This window comes from Nitrospiraceae bacterium, from assembly GCA_019637075.1.
In the GTDB taxonomy this organism is placed as follows: Bacteria; Nitrospirota; Nitrospiria; order Nitrospirales; family Nitrospiraceae; genus JAHBWI01.
The window spans coordinates 118,838-134,588 of record JAHBWI010000006.1 but is presented as its reverse complement, the minus strand read 5'-3'; the positions used below and the strand labels follow the sequence as shown (position 1 = coordinate 134,588).

At 56.7% G+C, this 15,751-nt stretch carries 17 protein-coding genes and 1 pseudogene; 15 read left to right on the top strand and 3 right to left on the bottom strand.

The features are described 5' to 3' along the window. Positions 1–42: 42 nt before the first annotated feature. The 4 genes and pseudogenes from KF814_16050 (at position 43) to KF814_16035 (ending at position 3,403) form a co-directional block, all read left to right on the top strand. Positions 43–903 (top strand): site-specific integrase, encoded by an 861-nt coding sequence (locus KF814_16050; protein ID MBX3237659.1) that lies wholly within the window; start codon positions 43–45, stop codon positions 901–903. A gap of 422 nt (positions 904–1,325) precedes the next feature. Then, the gene (locus KF814_16045) at positions 1,326–1,589 is read left to right on the top strand and encodes a hypothetical protein (protein ID MBX3237658.1); all 264 of its coding nucleotides are present in this window, start codon (positions 1,326–1,328) and stop codon (positions 1,587–1,589) included. Positions 1,590–1,622: 33 nt separating this feature from the next. Then, a complete protein-coding gene (locus tag KF814_16040; GenBank protein MBX3237657.1) occupies positions 1,623–1,943 on the top strand; it encodes a hypothetical protein in 321 nt (106 codons plus the stop codon). A 342-nt stretch (positions 1,944–2,285) separates the two neighbouring features. Next, positions 2,286–3,403: pseudogene (locus KF814_16035) on the top strand (IS3 family transposase). A gap of 78 nt (positions 3,404–3,481) precedes the next feature. On the opposite strand, the gene KF814_16030 reads toward KF814_16035, so the two are convergent. Further along, on the bottom strand, positions 3,482–4,519 hold the full coding sequence (locus tag KF814_16030; GenBank protein MBX3237656.1) for a hypothetical protein: 1,038 nt from the start codon (positions 4,517–4,519) through the stop codon (positions 3,482–3,484). A gap of 242 nt (positions 4,520–4,761) precedes the next feature. On the opposite strand from KF814_16030, the gene KF814_16025 reads away from it, so the two are divergent. The 3 genes from KF814_16025 to KF814_16015 all read left to right on the top strand — a co-directional run bounded on the left by KF814_16025 (position 4,762) and on the right by KF814_16015 (position 7,280). Beyond that, positions 4,762–5,898 (top strand): Fic family protein, encoded by a 1,137-nt coding sequence (locus KF814_16025; protein ID MBX3237655.1) that lies wholly within the window; start codon positions 4,762–4,764, stop codon positions 5,896–5,898. Between the two features lie 721 nt (positions 5,899–6,619). Further along, positions 6,620–7,114: a ribonuclease HI gene (locus KF814_16020; GenBank protein ID MBX3237654.1), complete on the top strand. Its 495-nt coding sequence runs from the start codon at positions 6,620–6,622 to the stop codon at positions 7,112–7,114. After that, a complete protein-coding gene (locus KF814_16015) occupies positions 7,080–7,280 on the top strand; it encodes a hypothetical protein (protein MBX3237653.1) in 201 nt (66 codons plus the stop codon). Before KF814_16020 ends, KF814_16015 begins: the two co-directional genes overlap by 35 nt. A gap of 54 nt (positions 7,281–7,334) precedes the next feature. Here KF814_16015 and KF814_16010 read toward each other — a convergent pair whose 3' ends face one another. Continuing rightward, positions 7,335–8,906 carry a hypothetical protein gene (locus KF814_16010; GenBank protein MBX3237652.1) on the bottom strand — a complete coding sequence of 524 codons (1,572 nt, stop codon included), beginning with the start codon at positions 8,904–8,906 and terminating at the stop codon, positions 7,335–7,337. Positions 8,907–8,972: 66 nt separating this feature from the next. Beyond that, positions 8,973–9,887 carry a cobalamin B12-binding domain-containing protein gene (locus KF814_16005; GenBank protein ID MBX3237651.1) on the bottom strand — a complete coding sequence of 305 codons (915 nt, stop codon included), beginning with the start codon at positions 9,885–9,887 and terminating at the stop codon, positions 8,973–8,975. 135 nt (positions 9,888–10,022) lie between these two features. Between KF814_16005 and KF814_16000 the strand changes: the two genes are divergently transcribed. The 8 genes from KF814_16000 (at position 10,023) to KF814_15965 (ending at position 15,749) form a co-directional block, all read left to right on the top strand. Beyond that, positions 10,023–10,304 carry a hypothetical protein gene (locus KF814_16000; GenBank protein ID MBX3237650.1) on the top strand — a complete coding sequence of 94 codons (282 nt, stop codon included), beginning with the start codon at positions 10,023–10,025 and terminating at the stop codon, positions 10,302–10,304. Positions 10,305–10,366: 62 nt separating this feature from the next. Then, positions 10,367–11,338: an SUMF1/EgtB/PvdO family nonheme iron enzyme gene (locus KF814_15995; protein ID MBX3237649.1), complete on the top strand. Its 972-nt coding sequence runs from the start codon at positions 10,367–10,369 to the stop codon at positions 11,336–11,338. A gap of 60 nt (positions 11,339–11,398) precedes the next feature. Next, complete coding sequence (locus tag KF814_15990; GenBank protein MBX3237648.1) at positions 11,399–12,442, top strand: SUMF1/EgtB/PvdO family nonheme iron enzyme; 1,044 nt, start codon at positions 11,399–11,401, stop codon at positions 12,440–12,442. Positions 12,443–12,473: 31 nt separating this feature from the next. Next, on the top strand, positions 12,474–12,842 hold the full coding sequence (locus KF814_15985; GenBank protein MBX3237647.1) for a hypothetical protein: 369 nt from the start codon (positions 12,474–12,476) through the stop codon (positions 12,840–12,842). Positions 12,843–12,913: 71 nt separating this feature from the next. Beyond that, positions 12,914–13,687 carry an SUMF1/EgtB/PvdO family nonheme iron enzyme gene (locus KF814_15980; GenBank protein MBX3237646.1) on the top strand — a complete coding sequence of 258 codons (774 nt, stop codon included), beginning with the start codon at positions 12,914–12,916 and terminating at the stop codon, positions 13,685–13,687. Between the two features lie 289 nt (positions 13,688–13,976). Next, positions 13,977–14,291: a hypothetical protein gene (locus KF814_15975; protein ID MBX3237645.1), complete on the top strand. Its 315-nt coding sequence runs from the start codon at positions 13,977–13,979 to the stop codon at positions 14,289–14,291. 30 nt (positions 14,292–14,321) lie between these two features. Continuing rightward, positions 14,322–15,260 carry a TIGR01777 family oxidoreductase gene (locus tag KF814_15970; GenBank protein MBX3237644.1) on the top strand — a complete coding sequence of 313 codons (939 nt, stop codon included), beginning with the start codon at positions 14,322–14,324 and terminating at the stop codon, positions 15,258–15,260. 12 nt (positions 15,261–15,272) lie between these two features. Continuing rightward, positions 15,273–15,749 carry a DUF4149 domain-containing protein gene (locus tag KF814_15965; protein MBX3237643.1) on the top strand — a complete coding sequence of 159 codons (477 nt, stop codon included), beginning with the start codon at positions 15,273–15,275 and terminating at the stop codon, positions 15,747–15,749. Positions 15,750–15,751: the final 2 nt, after the last annotated feature.

Genomic DNA, 15,751 nt, shown 5'->3' with positions numbered 1-15,751 from the left:
ATCAGGAAGCTCCCTAGCAATGCCTCGAAGAAGTTCCCTGGGATGGCGCTCAAGGATGTCCTGAAGCGTGCTCAAGGTGATGGCCGCCATCCGGGGTGGCCGGAGAAGGACTTGCTGTCGAAGCAGACGATCAACCAAGACCTGACCCATCTGACGCACTTTTTCTCATGGCTAATCAACGAAGGAAAATACTCTGAAACCAATCCGGTTGACGGCCTGACCTACCAAGGCATCGAAGCGAAGCAGACTGAGACATTCTCGGATGCTGACATCAAGGCGGTGTTCACAAGCAGCGAGTACAGGAGGCAGTTGAAGGATGGGGAACATGCTCAGGTGACTTCCGCCGCTCGGTACTGGTTGCCCCTGCTTCTCCTTCTCACTGGTGCTCGGCGCGAAGAAGTTGCCAATCTTGCCCTCTCTGACATCAAGGACGAAGAGGGCCTGAACTGTTTCGACATTGCGCCTGATCCAGGCAGAGGCCGAAGACTCAAGAACAAGGCGAGCCGAAGGCGTGTCCCGATCCACTCGCACCTGATTGAACTTGGTTTCCTGAAGTACGTAGACTCGATGAAGGCGCAGGGTGAGTTGTTGCTGTTCCCGAAGCATCTCGCTCTGAAGAAGAAAGGTCGTGGCATGGGTCGAGGGACTGCCGGTGACTTGGTTGCAAAGTGGTTTCATCGTCTGTTGCTCAAACTCAACATACCAGGGGAAAAGAGTCTGCATTCCTTTCGTCCGACCATGACAACGAAGCTTTACGAGGCTGGTGTAGATGGGGAGACCAGAAGGGAATTGCTAGGGCATAGCGGTAAGGATGTTCACGAGGCAGTGTACCTGGGGCCTCCCTTGGCGGTCCTCAAGCAGCATCTTGAACGGGTCAACCTGAGGCCGTTCCTGCGAAACTAGCAGGGAGCAAAGACTGGCATGATTTTTGTTTGACACGTTCCGGCAAACTTGATACATAAACGCCGTCCGAAGCATCCCTTTTGACTGGCACTCCTTACAGGCATCACTCGCCTAACGGCGGGGCGATGGTGCCCCAGAAAGGAGCAAGGCCCGTGGAAAAGGGAAGACCTGAAGTCCCCGGCGATTATGTGTACGTCAAGTACATTACGCTGCGGAACGGAAAGCGTATCTACGCTTCTCAATACGGCCTCAAGGCATTTCGCCTTAGAGACCGGCGCAAGGGAAGGTAGAGCTTAGGACGGGGAGGCCTCTGGAGCCACGAACTCCAGGGGCTTTCCTTTTATTGCATGTCAATAATCTTTGTCAACGGTTATTGTATACATCATCTGACAATTCTAACGAGGCTACCAGAGGCAGCCTGAATGAACGCGGATGAGATAAGAGAAGACCTGGATATGCTTGAAGGATACAAGCATATGCCGGACCAGAACAAAATCAGGTATGCACCCGATGACAACCTGCTTTCTCTGCTTCGATCTCAGGACAAGGGCTCTCCGCTGTACATTGCCGCAGATGTCGAACTCAGACAACGGGCTGACTTGAATAATGCCTACAGATCGTACTTAGCGATCTTCATCTCAGTTGCTTCCCTTGCAGTTTCCGTCTTCTCATTGTTGTTCAAATGAATAATCCAAACATCCATTCGAGAGAGAGGGCGTATGTTGAGAGGTGTGTTTGGTGTTGCGACCTTCTTTTGTTTTGTTGCTTTGTCTGGTTGCTCGCATATCAAGATCGTTTCTTTTGATAAGAGGCAGAACACTGTCACTGTCCAGGGGGGAAAGTGGGCCAGTGATGCGAATTATCAGGAAGCTGCCGATGAGTATTGTCGCGGACCAGCTACACTGCTTGCGATGGATGAGACAACCGTCGGTACCTATACTAATGCTAACGGCCAATTCTACGGCAGGTCGGCCAATGCACAAGCAATGAGTGTCGGAATTGTCAGATACAACAGAACATTTGCTTGTGGCACAAAATAAAGGGGGGCAACCTGCTACATAGACAAGCTGCCCCATCATAAGGGTTTGCCCCACATCTGCGCCATCACTGCAAGAGTATTGCTTCCCTTTCTGCATTCCTCTTCAACTGCTCCACGATTTCAACATTCCACGCAATTGCCAGGTACACCGCTGGCGCACCATCCGGCAAACTCCCACCTGACTCGATCACAGTCCTTCCTTCATCCTCGACCACAAAACTATGGATACCCCATCGATGGTCGTCTTCCTCTAACACACGCCAGCCTGTAAGCTCCCCGAAACCGTAGACAGTCAAACGGAGAACTTTCTGGCACAATAGTCACCCTCAGCCAGGCAGTTCCCATGCGCCAGTCGAAGTTCACTGAAACGCAGATTGTCTCCATTCTGAAAGAGGCCGATGCCGGCCGTCCGGTCAACGAGATCTGGCGGCACGACGGCATCAGCTCCGCCACGTACTACAAGTGGAAAGCCAAGTACGGGGGGCTGGAGGCCTCGGATGTGAAGCGGCTCAAAGAGCTGGAGCACGAAAACAGCCGGCTCAAACGGATGTATGCCGACCTGTCGTTGGAGAATCTGGCCCTCAAGGATGTCCTCGCAAAAAAGCTCTAGGGCCTGCTGACCGACGGGAGGTCGTCACGCATTTGGTGACGGTGAACGGCCTTCCGGTTCAGCGGGCCTGCCGTGCAGTGGGATTGAGCCGCGCCACGTACTATCAGCCGCTTGTGGATTGGGCGCGGCGGGATGCGCCGGTGATTGCGGCCCTGACCACGCTCGTGGCGGCCAAGAGTCGCTGAGGATTCTGGAAGTGTTGCGATCGGCTGCGGAACCTCGGCCATCCCTGGCACCATAAGCGGCTCTGGCGCGTGTACTGTCAGTTGCGGCTGAATTTGCCACGGCGGACGAAGAAGCGGCTTCCGGTTCGGCTACGCCAACCGTTGGTCGTGGTGCCACAGCCGAATACCACGTGGGCCGTGGACTTCATGCGCGACACGCTCTACGGCGGCCGCCGGTTTCGGACCTTCAATGTGCTGGATGAGGGCGTGCGGGAAGGCTTGGCGATCGACGTCGACACGTCGCTGCCCGCGGACCGGGTGATTCGCGTCTTGGAGCAAGTGGTGGCCTGGCGCGGACGACCGCAGGCGATTCGGCTCGATAACGGCCCCGAACTGCTTGCCGAGCGCTTCATCACCTGATGTGCGAAGCGCGGCATTGAACTGCGGTACATCCAGCCCGGCAAGCCGGACCAGAATGCCTTTATCGAGCGATTCAATCGGACCTATCGCACGGAAGTCCTCAATACCTACGTGTTCGAGTCGCTCGAACAGGTCCGGGAGATCACAGCGGAATGGTTACAGAGTTACAACGAGGAGCGGCCGCACGACGCGCTGGCGGGACTCCCGCCGGCCACGTATCGGGCCAATCTTGAAGCCCGAAGTTCTCCATTGGCACTGTCGCGTTGACAGGGAAGCTTACACGTGGAAATGGGGTAGAACCCTCAGATTACTCCGCAGTCAGAAAGTGACGAGGGACCTCCTGCCTTAGAAACCAAGCATCTCACGAGCTACGGTTGCGGTCAGAATGTGCCCTGCTAAAGGTAGGACAATAAACAGCACAAACCACCACGAGCTTTGCGAGACTCGTTGACAAGCAACTAAAGGAAGGAAAACGCCAAAGAAGAACGTGCCGAGCACTGTATAGAAAGCAATCTCATTCTTGCTGTGACTGTCTATAGCTCCATAATGGTCGAGGAGTCCAAAGCTTGCCGATGAATCAAGAAGCTCCCTCGTCCAAATAAATTCCGCGACAATGTCTCTTATTGTTCTGACATAGTTAGGCGGAGTAGTGCTGACCAAGTCCCTGTAATACCTTCGCTGCGTTTCAATGTGGAAGAGCAAATCTCTGGCTTCCGTTCCTCTCTGATCAGGCAGGGCGTGCAGCCTTTCCTCTAAATCCTTGATAAACTGCCCGGCTTCCGCAACGGCGCGCTCCCTATCCGGATTGGTGGGGATGCCGAGACTAGCTTGGTATGCCTTAGCCTGACTCTCTAATGCTCCGACCCAATATGGCTCATCTGTTATGGAAACAACCTTGATTACGTCGTCTCGCCACTTCTTGTACTGTCCAGTATTCCAACCTGCGAGGGCACGAGATGTGTTGAAAGGACGCCTTATGATGGCTTGCGGGCCACGAACATTTGAGAAAGGGTAATGGTGAACAAGTGCCACTAGCCTCGGGAAAGCGATTTCTCCCAGTTTACTGGCGGTTTCGCATTTCTGTGTAATGCCTTCTCCGCAAATCGGTGTTCGCGCTGCATCTAACATGGCTTTCACTGCGCTGTCACGGGTTTGGTTGTGCCCTGTAGCAAACGCCGGGTCATCCCATTTAAAGTTGCGTGCGTCCCCAATTGGAAACCGTACCTCGACCTTTCTTTGATCTTCCGCCAGATCCCTTAGAAGGTCTAATTTCTTGTCATTCAGCAAAGAAGCTGAAATTCCTAAAACAGCGACCGTTATTGCAAGAATCGTTGCGTGGATACTAGCAATTGCCAGTAACTCTGATCGCTCGGGTGGTGGCATAGTCTGATGCAAGCCTTTTGTGTCTGCGCGTTATAGGTAATTCGGTGATCTTCTGCGTTTCAGTTGTCGGTGCTGATAGGTCCATACTTTGCTTTCAATAAGCCTGGCTGAGGCCTAGTCCCTAAGAAGAACCTTATGTAATTGCCATTTGACATTCGTTTTTATATATATCAATTTATCGTCGCTAATTGACATAAGAGATTTCGTTACATCAAATCGCCTTTGGGCAGGACTAAAAGACTATGAATATCAGTGACTTTAAATCTGGGGAGCTAGAGCAGCAGTATGAATATAAGAGCTTTTTACCCGTTCTAATTAACAGGGAGTGGACTTTAACGGAACCAGAGACATTGACGCTATTGGAGGAAGCGAATCGTCTTCTTGGGGAGCTAAACGCATATTCTCAGCTGATTCCAGATGTGGATTTCTTCATAGGTATGCACATACGAAAGGAGGCCACGACTTCCAGTCGGATAGAAGGGACTCAAACTAACATTGAAGAGGCTCTGTTAGAAAAGAAGGATCTCGACCCAGAAAAGAGAAATGATTGGCAGGAAATACAAAATTATATTCAAGCTATCAATTTTGCAATTGAGCGCTTGCCTCGCATGCCACTTTCAAATCGCTTGCTGCGTGACACGCATGCCGTATTACTGAAAGGTGTGAGAGGAAAGCATAAACAGCCAGGACAATTCAGAACAAGCCAAAATTGGATAGGCGTTAGTCTCAAACATGCCACCTTCATTCCTCCGCATCATCGGCATGTGGAAGACCTGATGAGTGACCTAGAGAAGTTTATGCATAATGAGGAAATCCATGTTCCCCATCTATTGAAAATCGCACTTATCCACTATCAATTCGAAACTATTCACCCCTTCTTGGATGGCAATGGCCGATTGGGACGCCTCCTCATTGTGCTCTATCTGGTAAGTTTCCGCTTACTTGATAAACCTGCGTTGTACCTATCGGATTTTTTCGAACGCCACAAAGGCGAATATTACGACCAGTTAACATCGGTACGATCCGCTCATAAGCTAGGAGAATGGGTGCGTTTCTTTCTTCTTGGTATGCGAGAGACAACAGCGTTATCGATTCAGGTTTTCAAGGACATTCTTGCCCTTAAAGAGAGAATCGAGCGAAAACTAATGCCGACGTTTCATGTGCGCCGGCAGGAAAATGCTCAAACTCTTATGCGCTGTTTATATCAGCGACCAATGGTGAGCATAAAAGCAGTAGTGAGCCTGATTGGAGCGCAGACGAATACCGCCGCGACACTAATAGATGATTTCGTAAAGCTAGGAATATTAAAAGAGTTCACAGGGCAAAAGAGAAATAGATTATTCATCTTTGCCGACTATGTGAAACTTTTCAAAAAGTAGGAAGTGGTACTCCTTTCGCCAAGGACTTTTATGGCCGAGAAATTTTGAGGGCTGGCTTTTTGAGGGAAGGAGGTGTCGGGGGGATGCGGTGTCATTTTCACAATGAAAAGTTCCCCCGTACCCCGGCTTCGGCACCACCCACCTCAACCTGCAACGATTTCAGAGACTTGGCGTGGTGCAGCGGTTTCCCGCCTGTCAATGCTGGCCATGGCCGCGTCGACTCTGTCCGTTGTAACGCCGTACCGGCGTAGGCATAGCCCCGCCGAGAAAGGCTCCTGGAGCCTCTCAATGCTGGTGGCCTCCATTCCTGCATCGCTCGCATTCGGCCAGGCACAAGGTCGAACGTTACCTGTCCCAGGTGGGTCTGATCGTGAGCGGACAGCCGTCCGCATCACTTCACGAGCGCGAATATCCAAATGAGGATAAGGGAGACAAAGGCAATCAGTGCCAGCCACTTGAACAAGCGTTCGGTTCGGCGCACACGCTTATTAAAATCGTGAGCCATGTCCCCCCAGGCCTCAATGTTTGCAGCGGATTCTACACCGGTGCGGGTAGGATTGCAGGAGCAGTCTTGTGGCTTGGCGATGACGGAAGATGATCTGCAAGCTCATCGGTCCATGAAGGCCTAGCGCCCACCGCTCGCGCATATTCGACGATAGTTGCTGGATTCGTACTTTCCCTCTTACGCCCATCCGCTTAATGGTGTACCCTGGCACATCGTATGTCCGCTCCTCCTCGTCCACAGAGTTCGACCATAGAGCAGATTCTCATCTGGACCGACGGCAGTTGTCTCGGTAATCCGGGGCCCGGCGGCTGGGCCTATATCATTCAGCGTGGGGCCGACCGCCGCGAGGCGGCCGGGCACGAGCGTCACACCACCAACAACCGCATGGAAATGGCGGCAGCCATCGAGGCGTTGAAGACTCTCGACATGTCGTACCGCGTCGTTCTTTATTCGGATTCTCAGCTCCTGATCAAAACCATGACGCTGGGATGGAAACGGAAGAAGAACCAAGACCTGTGGGCCGAACTGGACCGGCTCACGGCGATCCATCGGATTGATTGGCAATGGGTGCGGGGCCATGACGGCCATCCGGAAAACGAGGCCTGCGATGCTCTTGCCCAACGAGCCGCCTCCGTCGCGAGCAGCTTGCGCGGAGGGCTGGTTCAGAAAGGACCCTATGCAGCTGCTGAAGGTGGGGCGCTTCCATATTAACCTTGCCTACCTGCAGTTTATCCACGAAGAGCGCGAAGACTACATCCTCCACTTCGGAGAAGGACACAACATTCGCAGCACAAATGTCGCCCGCACATCTCCGGAAGGCGAGGCGATCCAACGATTCATCGTGTCTCAGCAGTGGGTCGAGACCCCCGCGCAGTAAATTTGCCTGCAGCCGAATGAACAGGTGTCGCTCGCCGATGGTCTCTTGCCCGCCCTATGCCCGCGTTATCGCCAGCTTCACGTGGAAACAGTCGCCGAATTGCTGCAACACCGCGAGGGTCAGGCTGGTGTGATCCTCCGTGAACGTCGCGCTATCGCCGGGCCGATAAGCTGCTTCGCACAAGTAGCCGTGCTCCTGGCTGTTGCTCACGAGACGTGCCTGCACCGCAACGGGTGAGTGACCGGTTGGGATCGACGCATTGACCGTATAGACCAGCACCCCATCTCGTCGAGGGCCTGCCGCCGTGCCTGCCCTTGGCTGCGCCAGCTCCACCACAAAAATTTTTCCCGGTTGTTGTGCATCATCGATCGGCACCACAATCATGGAAGTCCCGAAGCCGGTCGAGAGCGGGCTGAGGGTCAGGTAGCGTTCTTGTGGGGCTTCCGGAAGGTAATGGCTTCTTTCTGCGCGCAGCCAGCCGTTTTTGTGCCGATGCCATCCAATGAAGGCTTCGCAGTGGAAAATGTCGGACATGATGTCCCAGCAGCCGGCGCGTGAACTGTCGACCCCGCCGCCATAGGGATACAGATCAGGCAGGCCCATCAGGTGCGAGACTTCGTGCACCAGATTGATGTAGCTGTTGCGGTAACTGTCTCGTCCGAAGGTCACCCCGAGCCTGATTTCTCCATTCGGCAGAGGTACTCCCTCGCCGGGACGTGCATTGAACGCCGGCGAGTCGAGGAATGCTGCGCTCGGTGGTGCCACGATCAAGACAAACTGATACTGGGAAAACTCGATCTCGCCGGCGAAGCGCGCGGCGGCATCGGCCACGTACTGCCGATGCGAGAGGAAATTGTGACAGTCATAGGCCGTGGATGGTTGCGTTACCCGTTTCCAGCCGAGGTCGGATCGCACGTCGACGGCCAATCGGCAATGCCCGTAGCTTTGTTCTTCGAACAAACCTTGAGCCCGGCCTTCCCCGAGCAGGTGTGCCGCACAATCTGATGCGGAGAGGGACCCGGCCTCTGCATCGGGAAAGTCCACGAAGATCATGACGGCACTGACTGTGCCTTCGGGGCGCGCATAGAAGTTGAAATCGGTTGGCCCTTCCGGGCAATACACGTCGCCGGCCTGCTGGAGCGGCGGGATGGCAACCGGCTGAGGCACCGTGGCGAGGGACGTCGCGCTCCAACGAAGGTGTCTCGGCTTGGCTGCTGTCGAACGACTGACGGTCAACCCCCCTCCCTTCACGCGAAGACAGCAGTGCGAACCGCCTTCCTGATTGATGAGCGCGCAGGTCGCGCTGCTTTGCTGAACCATCCACACCTGTTTCGGCGAGGGGTTCGTCGGTGCCAGACGGATCGCCGCCGGCTGGTTCATCTCGAGGCTGAACGCTTCTCCCAGATAGGCGTTGCGCAGGGCCTGGTGGCCTGCGCCGGCCGGTACGAACCGCCAATATTGCCCGCTCACATCCGCCGGGGCACGAAGGACAGGACGCACCGATTGGTCGGGCGACACGTCGAGCGCAAGATCTTTTCCCGAGATGCGAGTGGTGAGCCGGTAGTAGTGCGCGCTGTCGATTGCCATCTGGGATACTCCGCCGCTGAGCGCTGCCAAGCGAACCATACCGGAAATTCGTGCGTCTGGGAATAAGGGCGGAGAGTGGCTGAACGAAGTGCGAGGAAATGCCGTCTAGGCTTTCGCCGGAAGGCGTCGAGCAAGCAGGTTTTGCACGCGCGCGTTGAGCGCGGCGGAATCGTCGAGCACCTCAACATGCCGGGACCCGATCAAATGGCTCATCGCGCTGGCCCCTTGGCCGCCGATCACCACGGGCCAGGTCGTTGCGATCATCTCCAAAGACTGCAGGAAGCGTTCGGCTTCCTCGTCTGTCTGGTATTCGACGATCGACAGCAGAATGAGGTCGGGGCCCACGCGTTGGCAGAAAGCCTGGAGGTCCGCGATAGGAATGTTCGGGCCGAGGTAATAAATCTGGCACCCCCGCATGGCGCAGTGATAGGCCACGGCCTGCGCCCCAAGCTCATGGAATTCTCCCGCCGGGCAGCCCACCACGACACGCGGTCCATTCTCATTGAGCGGAAGCTGATTCATGACTGAGAACAACTTCTGTTGAATGAGCTTTGTGACGTAATGTTCGACCCCGACGTTGAGTCGGCCCTGATGCCACAATTCGCCGATCCGATGCTGTAATGGCAGCAGCAGGCATTGCAGTGCTTCTTCGAATGGAATCACCGCGACGGCGCCATTGAGACGCCGCTCAAATTCTGCGCGATCGAGGGGCTCGAGTGTGGCGATGAGTTCATCGAGGAGCCGATCAAACGGCTGAGCCGGCGCGCTCGGCGCCGGCGTCGTCCGCATTCGCATCAATAAGAGTTCGCGCCCTTCCGACGCGAGTTCCCCAATGGAACGGCCCTTGTCCTGCTCAGATTTCAGGAACCTCAGGAGCGCGACATCCTCATCGCTATAGACACGATAGCGATTCACACTTCTCGAAGGTTGGACAATCCCGTATCGCCGCTCCCATACCCGAATCACGTCACGGCTCAGCCCAGTCAGTCTTGCAACCCTATGAATTCTATGTGTATTCATATGGTGATTCTAGTATATGGCCTTGTCCAATGTTTGTCAAATAAAAATATAAGCAGGCCTTGACACATTGGACAAATAGCGCTATACATTAGACATACATTTTACAATCATTGGACGCGGTGCAGGGAGGGAGCAATGGCAATCACGGCAGAGGCAGAGCGGATGGAAGGGCGGTACGGAATTCACAAGGCCTTCGCAGCGGTCATGCCATCGACCGGTTGTCTCCGCTGCGGAGGGCTATTGGTCACGGAGTACTGCATGGATCTTTTCAACAGCACCGGAGAGATCGAATGTGCGGCGAGCCGCTGCGTTCAGTGTGGCGACGTAGTGGATCCAGTCATTCTGCGGAACCGGCTGGTCCATCGAGAGCCCCGCCGGCCTGGGCTCAACGCGACCGGAATGGTCGGGTGTCAGTAACGGCGGAATGAGATGAACAACCCACCGGGTGTAGCCCGGTCACTTTAACGAGGAGGTTTCACATGCGGAGTCGAACGGGATTGCAGATTGGAATGGGGGTGGCGCTTGTGGCGGGGACCCTCTCGCTGGCGCAGGCAGGTGAGTCGACGACAACTGAAAAGGACATGGTGCTCATACCCAAAGGCGAATTTATGATGGGGAGCAGCGAGCATGCGGACGAATCGCAGCACCGGGTCGTCCTCGATGCGTACCTCATCGATAAGTACGAGACCTCTAACGCACGATACAAGGAATTCATGAAGGCAACCGGCCATCCTGCCCCGGCGTACTGGGACGATCCGCGCCTGAGCAAGCCGGAACAGCCTGTGGTCGGTGTGAGCTGGACTGACGCGAACGCTTTCTGCAAATGGGACGGAAAGCGTCTGCCGACGGAAGCGGAATGGGAACGGGCTGCGAAGGGGCCGGACGGTGACCGTCACTATCCGTGGGGTCATCACCTGGATCCGAAGAAGGCCAATTATGGTCAGAACGTGGGCCACACTGTGGCGGTGGACTCCTACCCGGAAGGGGGCAGCGGATTCGGTGTCTACAACATGGCAGGCAACGTCTTCGAATGGGTTGCGGACTGGTATGACCCCAAATACTACAAGGAGAGCGTGGCTTTGAATCCCCAGGGTCCTGAGAAGGGGTACAACTTTGCCAATCAGGGGGCGGTGCGCGTTCTGCGAGGGGGATCGTGGTTAGCCCCTGAAACCTCGCTGCATACCAGCCATCGCTTCTGGAACCAGCCTGACAACAATTCCTACGGGGTCGGCTTGGGATTTCGTTGCGCCAAGTCCGTGAAAGCGTTGTCTGATGAGGCGGTGCAGGCCGGGCGAGATGCCTTTATCCAAGCGCTTGTCGCGATGGGCGCTGAGAAGAACGCGGATGCCATGGCCTCAATCGAGAAGGCTTTGGCGGTGGAACCCGAGAATCAGGAGTATCTGGCAACGCGTGAACTCATCAAGAAAACCATGACGCTCAAGAAGAAATAAGGGGGCCGGTCACGTGGGGGCGGACTCCGCCCCCACAGAGAAGCCTCCGGGATGTGAGCAATGAAGTTGGGATGGATCACCGCAATCATTGGTGCCGCTATGGTTGTACCGGGGCTTGCCGATGCGGGCCCGCCGGACGACTCCCTGATCCCGCGGGACATGGTGTTCATCGCACAGGGAGCCTCGGTGATGGGGCTTGATAAGGAAACGCCGCCCGACTCGAGCAGGAGACTGACGGCCTACGAGAAGCGCATGAAGACCCCCTGGTCGGCCGAGGTTCTAAACGATGAGAGCCCGGCTCATATGGTGATGTTGGATTCCTACCTCATCGATAAGTACGAGGTTTCGAACCGGGATTACTCCGAATTCATCAAGTCGACCGGGCATCCGGCTCCTGCGTGCTGGGATGACCCGCGGCTGAATCAGCCGGATCAGCCCGTGGTTGGTGTGAATTGGTATGAGGCGAAGACCTACTGTGAATATCGAGGTAAGCGGCTACCGACCGAGGCCGAATGGGAAAATGCCGCACGCGGACCTCACGGCCATCTGTATCCGTGGGGAAACGAGTTTCATCCAGACAAGGTCAACTTCGGCAAGAATCGTGAGGCTACGGCACCGGTGAACACCTACCCCGAGGGGATCAGTTACTACGGCGCCTATAACATGGCCGGGAATGTGTTCGAATGGGTCTCCGACTGGTATGACCCGCGGTACTACAGTTGGCTGGAAACGAGCGTGAATCCTACCGGCCAGGCCCAACCTCTCTGGATCGGTGGAACCGGCACCTATGTGGATCGGTTGACGGTCGGAGAAAAGCGGGTCATCCGAGGTGGGTCTTGGATTGCTCCGGAAGGCACGGTTCGCAGCACCCATCGGTTTTGGAATCATCCGCTGAACAACAGCTACGGGGTCGGTTTGGGATTTCGGTGCGCAAAGGGAGCGCCGCAGGAACTTGATCGCCATGGGGCGCGAGCAATTTCCGGCTGCAGAACAGGCGGTGCTCCGCGGGCTCACGATCGACCCGAAGAACCTCGAATTGCTGGAGCTTCGCCAGCTGATCGAGCGAGCGATCGTCAAGCATTAAGGCCTGTCGCTGGGGCGTGACAGGCGATGTGATGGTGAGGGAGGTGTGCCTATGAACAAGTACAGTTCGGTCATGTTGGGGGTCGCACTTGGAACGTTGTTTGGCGCAGCGGTCGGTCTGGCCGGTCCGATCGATCCGACCCATCATCCCCATCCCGAGCACATGCAGAAGGTCCATGAGGCGGAGCACGTCGTTGACCATGCGTGGGAGGTTTATCACCGTGCCGCCTTGGGAGGGACCATCGCATCCCCGGCTCTGCAAGCAGAGATTGAGCACCATCTCCACGAGGCGCGGACGCTGGTGACGCAAGCACAGCAGGCCGCCGAGCGTGGGGACCAACAACAAGTCGATCGCCTGGTCGGTCAGGTACATAGTCACACGGCGCAGGCGATTGATGGAAGCAAGGAGCAGAAGAAATGACACAGCGACAGAGGGTCGAGGTCACCCGATGGAGCTTCCGGTTGGTTGTTTCGATCGTCGGCTGCCTCGTGATGGCCAATACCGTCTCGGCGAAGGAGGCAGATCCGGTGACGATGGTAACGATCGCGGCGGGAGAATTTCTCATGGGGAATCCGGAAGGCAAAGGTCGCGAAGATGAGCGGCCGCAGCGATCCGTCTATCTCGACGCCTACGCCATCGATCAGGTCGAAGTGACCAACGAGCGTTATATGGCGTTCGTCAGGACCAACGGTCATCGCAATCCGCCGAACCCCTACGGTACGGGGCCGCTCCTCTCGGAGAAGGGCATCGAGCAACTTCCGGTTGTGCAAGTGACTTGGTACGACGCCCAAGCCTACTGCGCGTGGGCGAAGAAGCGGTTGCCGACCGAAGCGGAATGGGAAAAGGCCGCGCGCGGCACAGACGGCCGGAAATATCCCTGGGGGAACGAGGCACCCAGTGAGAAGTCGGCCAACTTCGATCGCGAATGGAACGGCGACAAGACCATGCATCCAGTCGGTGCGTTACCGGGGGGCGATTCCCCGTACGGCGTCAAAGATCTGTCAGGGAACGCCCGTGAATGGGTTCAGGATTGGTATGACCCGGAGTACTACGGCCATGCACCGGCGAAAAACCCTCGCGGCCCGGACAAGGGCGTGGTGCGGGTCATCCGAGGCGGATCGTGGCATAGCCCAGTGGCGGACATCACGACGAGTGCCCGCGGTCGAGGGGGGTTTGCCCTGCAGACGCACGGCACGGGCTTTCGATGTGCCCGTTCACTCGAAGTGACCGACCAATCGCCAGCCGGGGGTGTGACCGCTCACTGATGACGCCGATCGGAATCGTGACCGTCGAGTTGAGCATTCGTTCCCGAAGGGGGACACCGCGACTCCGCACGGTGTTCCCAGCCGAAGATGGCGGGTCCTTTTCCCAGGGAGGGCCCGTCGCTTCGGTGGGACGAACTTATACGGGGTATCTGTCTCGGAGCGAAGCCCGGAGCGTCGCATGATCGTCCTGCTTGTGCTGTTCGTCTGGCGCATTTGGACCTGAATATGCTCGAAGGCCACGATCATGTGAGGAATTCGACGACGAGCCCTCGTAGAATAGGAGGGTACTGTGGCATCTCATGGGAATCTGAACGATTCATCCGCCCTCCCCACGACAGCAGGGAGCCCGCGCTGCAGCCGATGCGGGGGGCTGTTGGTCACGGAATACTACATGGACTTGCAGGATGACACGGGCCAGATCGACTTCACTGCCTTGCGCTGCGCCATGTGCGGGAATGTCACGGATGCCGTCATTCTCAAGAATCGAAATAGTCCGCCGCCCAATCTCCTCTACGGCACAAAGGCAAGAAAGTTCAGTCAACAGGTCAAACGGCTCTCGGGCAACCATGACACCGACGGAGCCGGGGGGAACGGAACGGACTAGTCCTACCGGTCAATCGGACGGGGTGCGCCGATGAAGATTATCGTAGCGGGGGGAACGGGATTTCTCGGACGGGCGCTTGTGACCGCCTTGAGCCGGCAGGGGCATGAGGTCCTGGTGTTGAGTCGCCGTCCGGACTCAAGCGGTGCTTCCTTCTCGTCCTCCGTGCACACCATCGGGTGGGACGCTTCATGGCCGGGCCCGTGGACCGAATCGTTTTCCTCGGTTGACGCCGTCATCAATTTGGCCGGCGAGCCGATTGCCAACGGCCGATGGACTCGAACCAGAAAAGAGACGATCCGGTCGAGTCGGATCTGCGCGACGCGCGGCATTGTCGACGCGCTCCGCGTGCATTCGACGAAACCCTGTACGCTGGTCAATGCTTCCGGCATCGGGTACTACGGCCCCAGCCAGGGGGAGATCGTCCAGGAGACGGCCGAACCAGGCAGCGGCTTTCTGGCCGACCTCTGCGTGGAATGGGAGCGTGAGGCCTGCCGCGCCGAAGCGCTTGGGGTGAGAGTCGTGCGACTGCGGATCGGTATGGTGCTGGAGAAAGACGGCGGGGCATTGCCTCGCATGATGGTCCCGTTCAAATTATTTGTCGGAGGGCCGATGTTGCCGGGTGACCAGTGGATCTCCTGGATCCATCGGGCGGACCTGATCCGATTGATCGAGTGGGTTTTGGTGACACCATCGGTGGCCGGAGCCGTCAATGCGGTCGCACCGGATCCCGTACCGATGAGCCGCTTCTGCTCGGTGTTGGGAGAGGTTCTCCATCGGCCGTCTTGGCTGCCGGTGCCTGAGTGGGCTTTGAAGACCGGGCTCGGCGAACTCGGCTCGTTAATGACGACGGGGCAGCGTGTCATGCCGACCGTCGCGTTGGAAGGCGGATTTCAATTTCGCTTTCCGACGGTGGAGTCGGCCCTCCGCGCGGTTTTGAAGGGTGAGCAGCATGGGGCAGTAGCCCGCTGAGGATAAGCAGCAATGGATGCACTCACGAACTACCTCCAGCAGCTCGCCATCGCAGTTCTAGTGGGCAAGGTGACGCTCCTGTCGTTCGTGGTCGCGCCGGTGCTGGCTAAGACGCTGGATCGGGAGTCGTTTGCGGCGGTGGTCCGCGCCCTCTTTCCTGCCTACTACCTACTGGGCATGGGAGCGGCGGTGTTGGGGCTGCTGTCTCTTGCAGGCATCGGTTTGCTGCATGGGATCAATTGGCCGCTGGTGCTGACGGGCTTGCTCTGGTTGTTGATCTTCGCGGCCGAGTCCTACTGCCGGTCCCCTTTGACGCCCCTCAGCAATGAGATGCGCGATCGGTTGAAGGAACAGGAACGGCAGGGCACGGTCGATCCGGAGCTTCGGCGCACATGGGATCGGTTGCATCGGTGGTCGGTGTGGTTGAACTCAACGGTCCTGCTCGCAGGGCTGTTGTTGTTGGGACTTGTCGGTCGTTCATTTTCATGAAG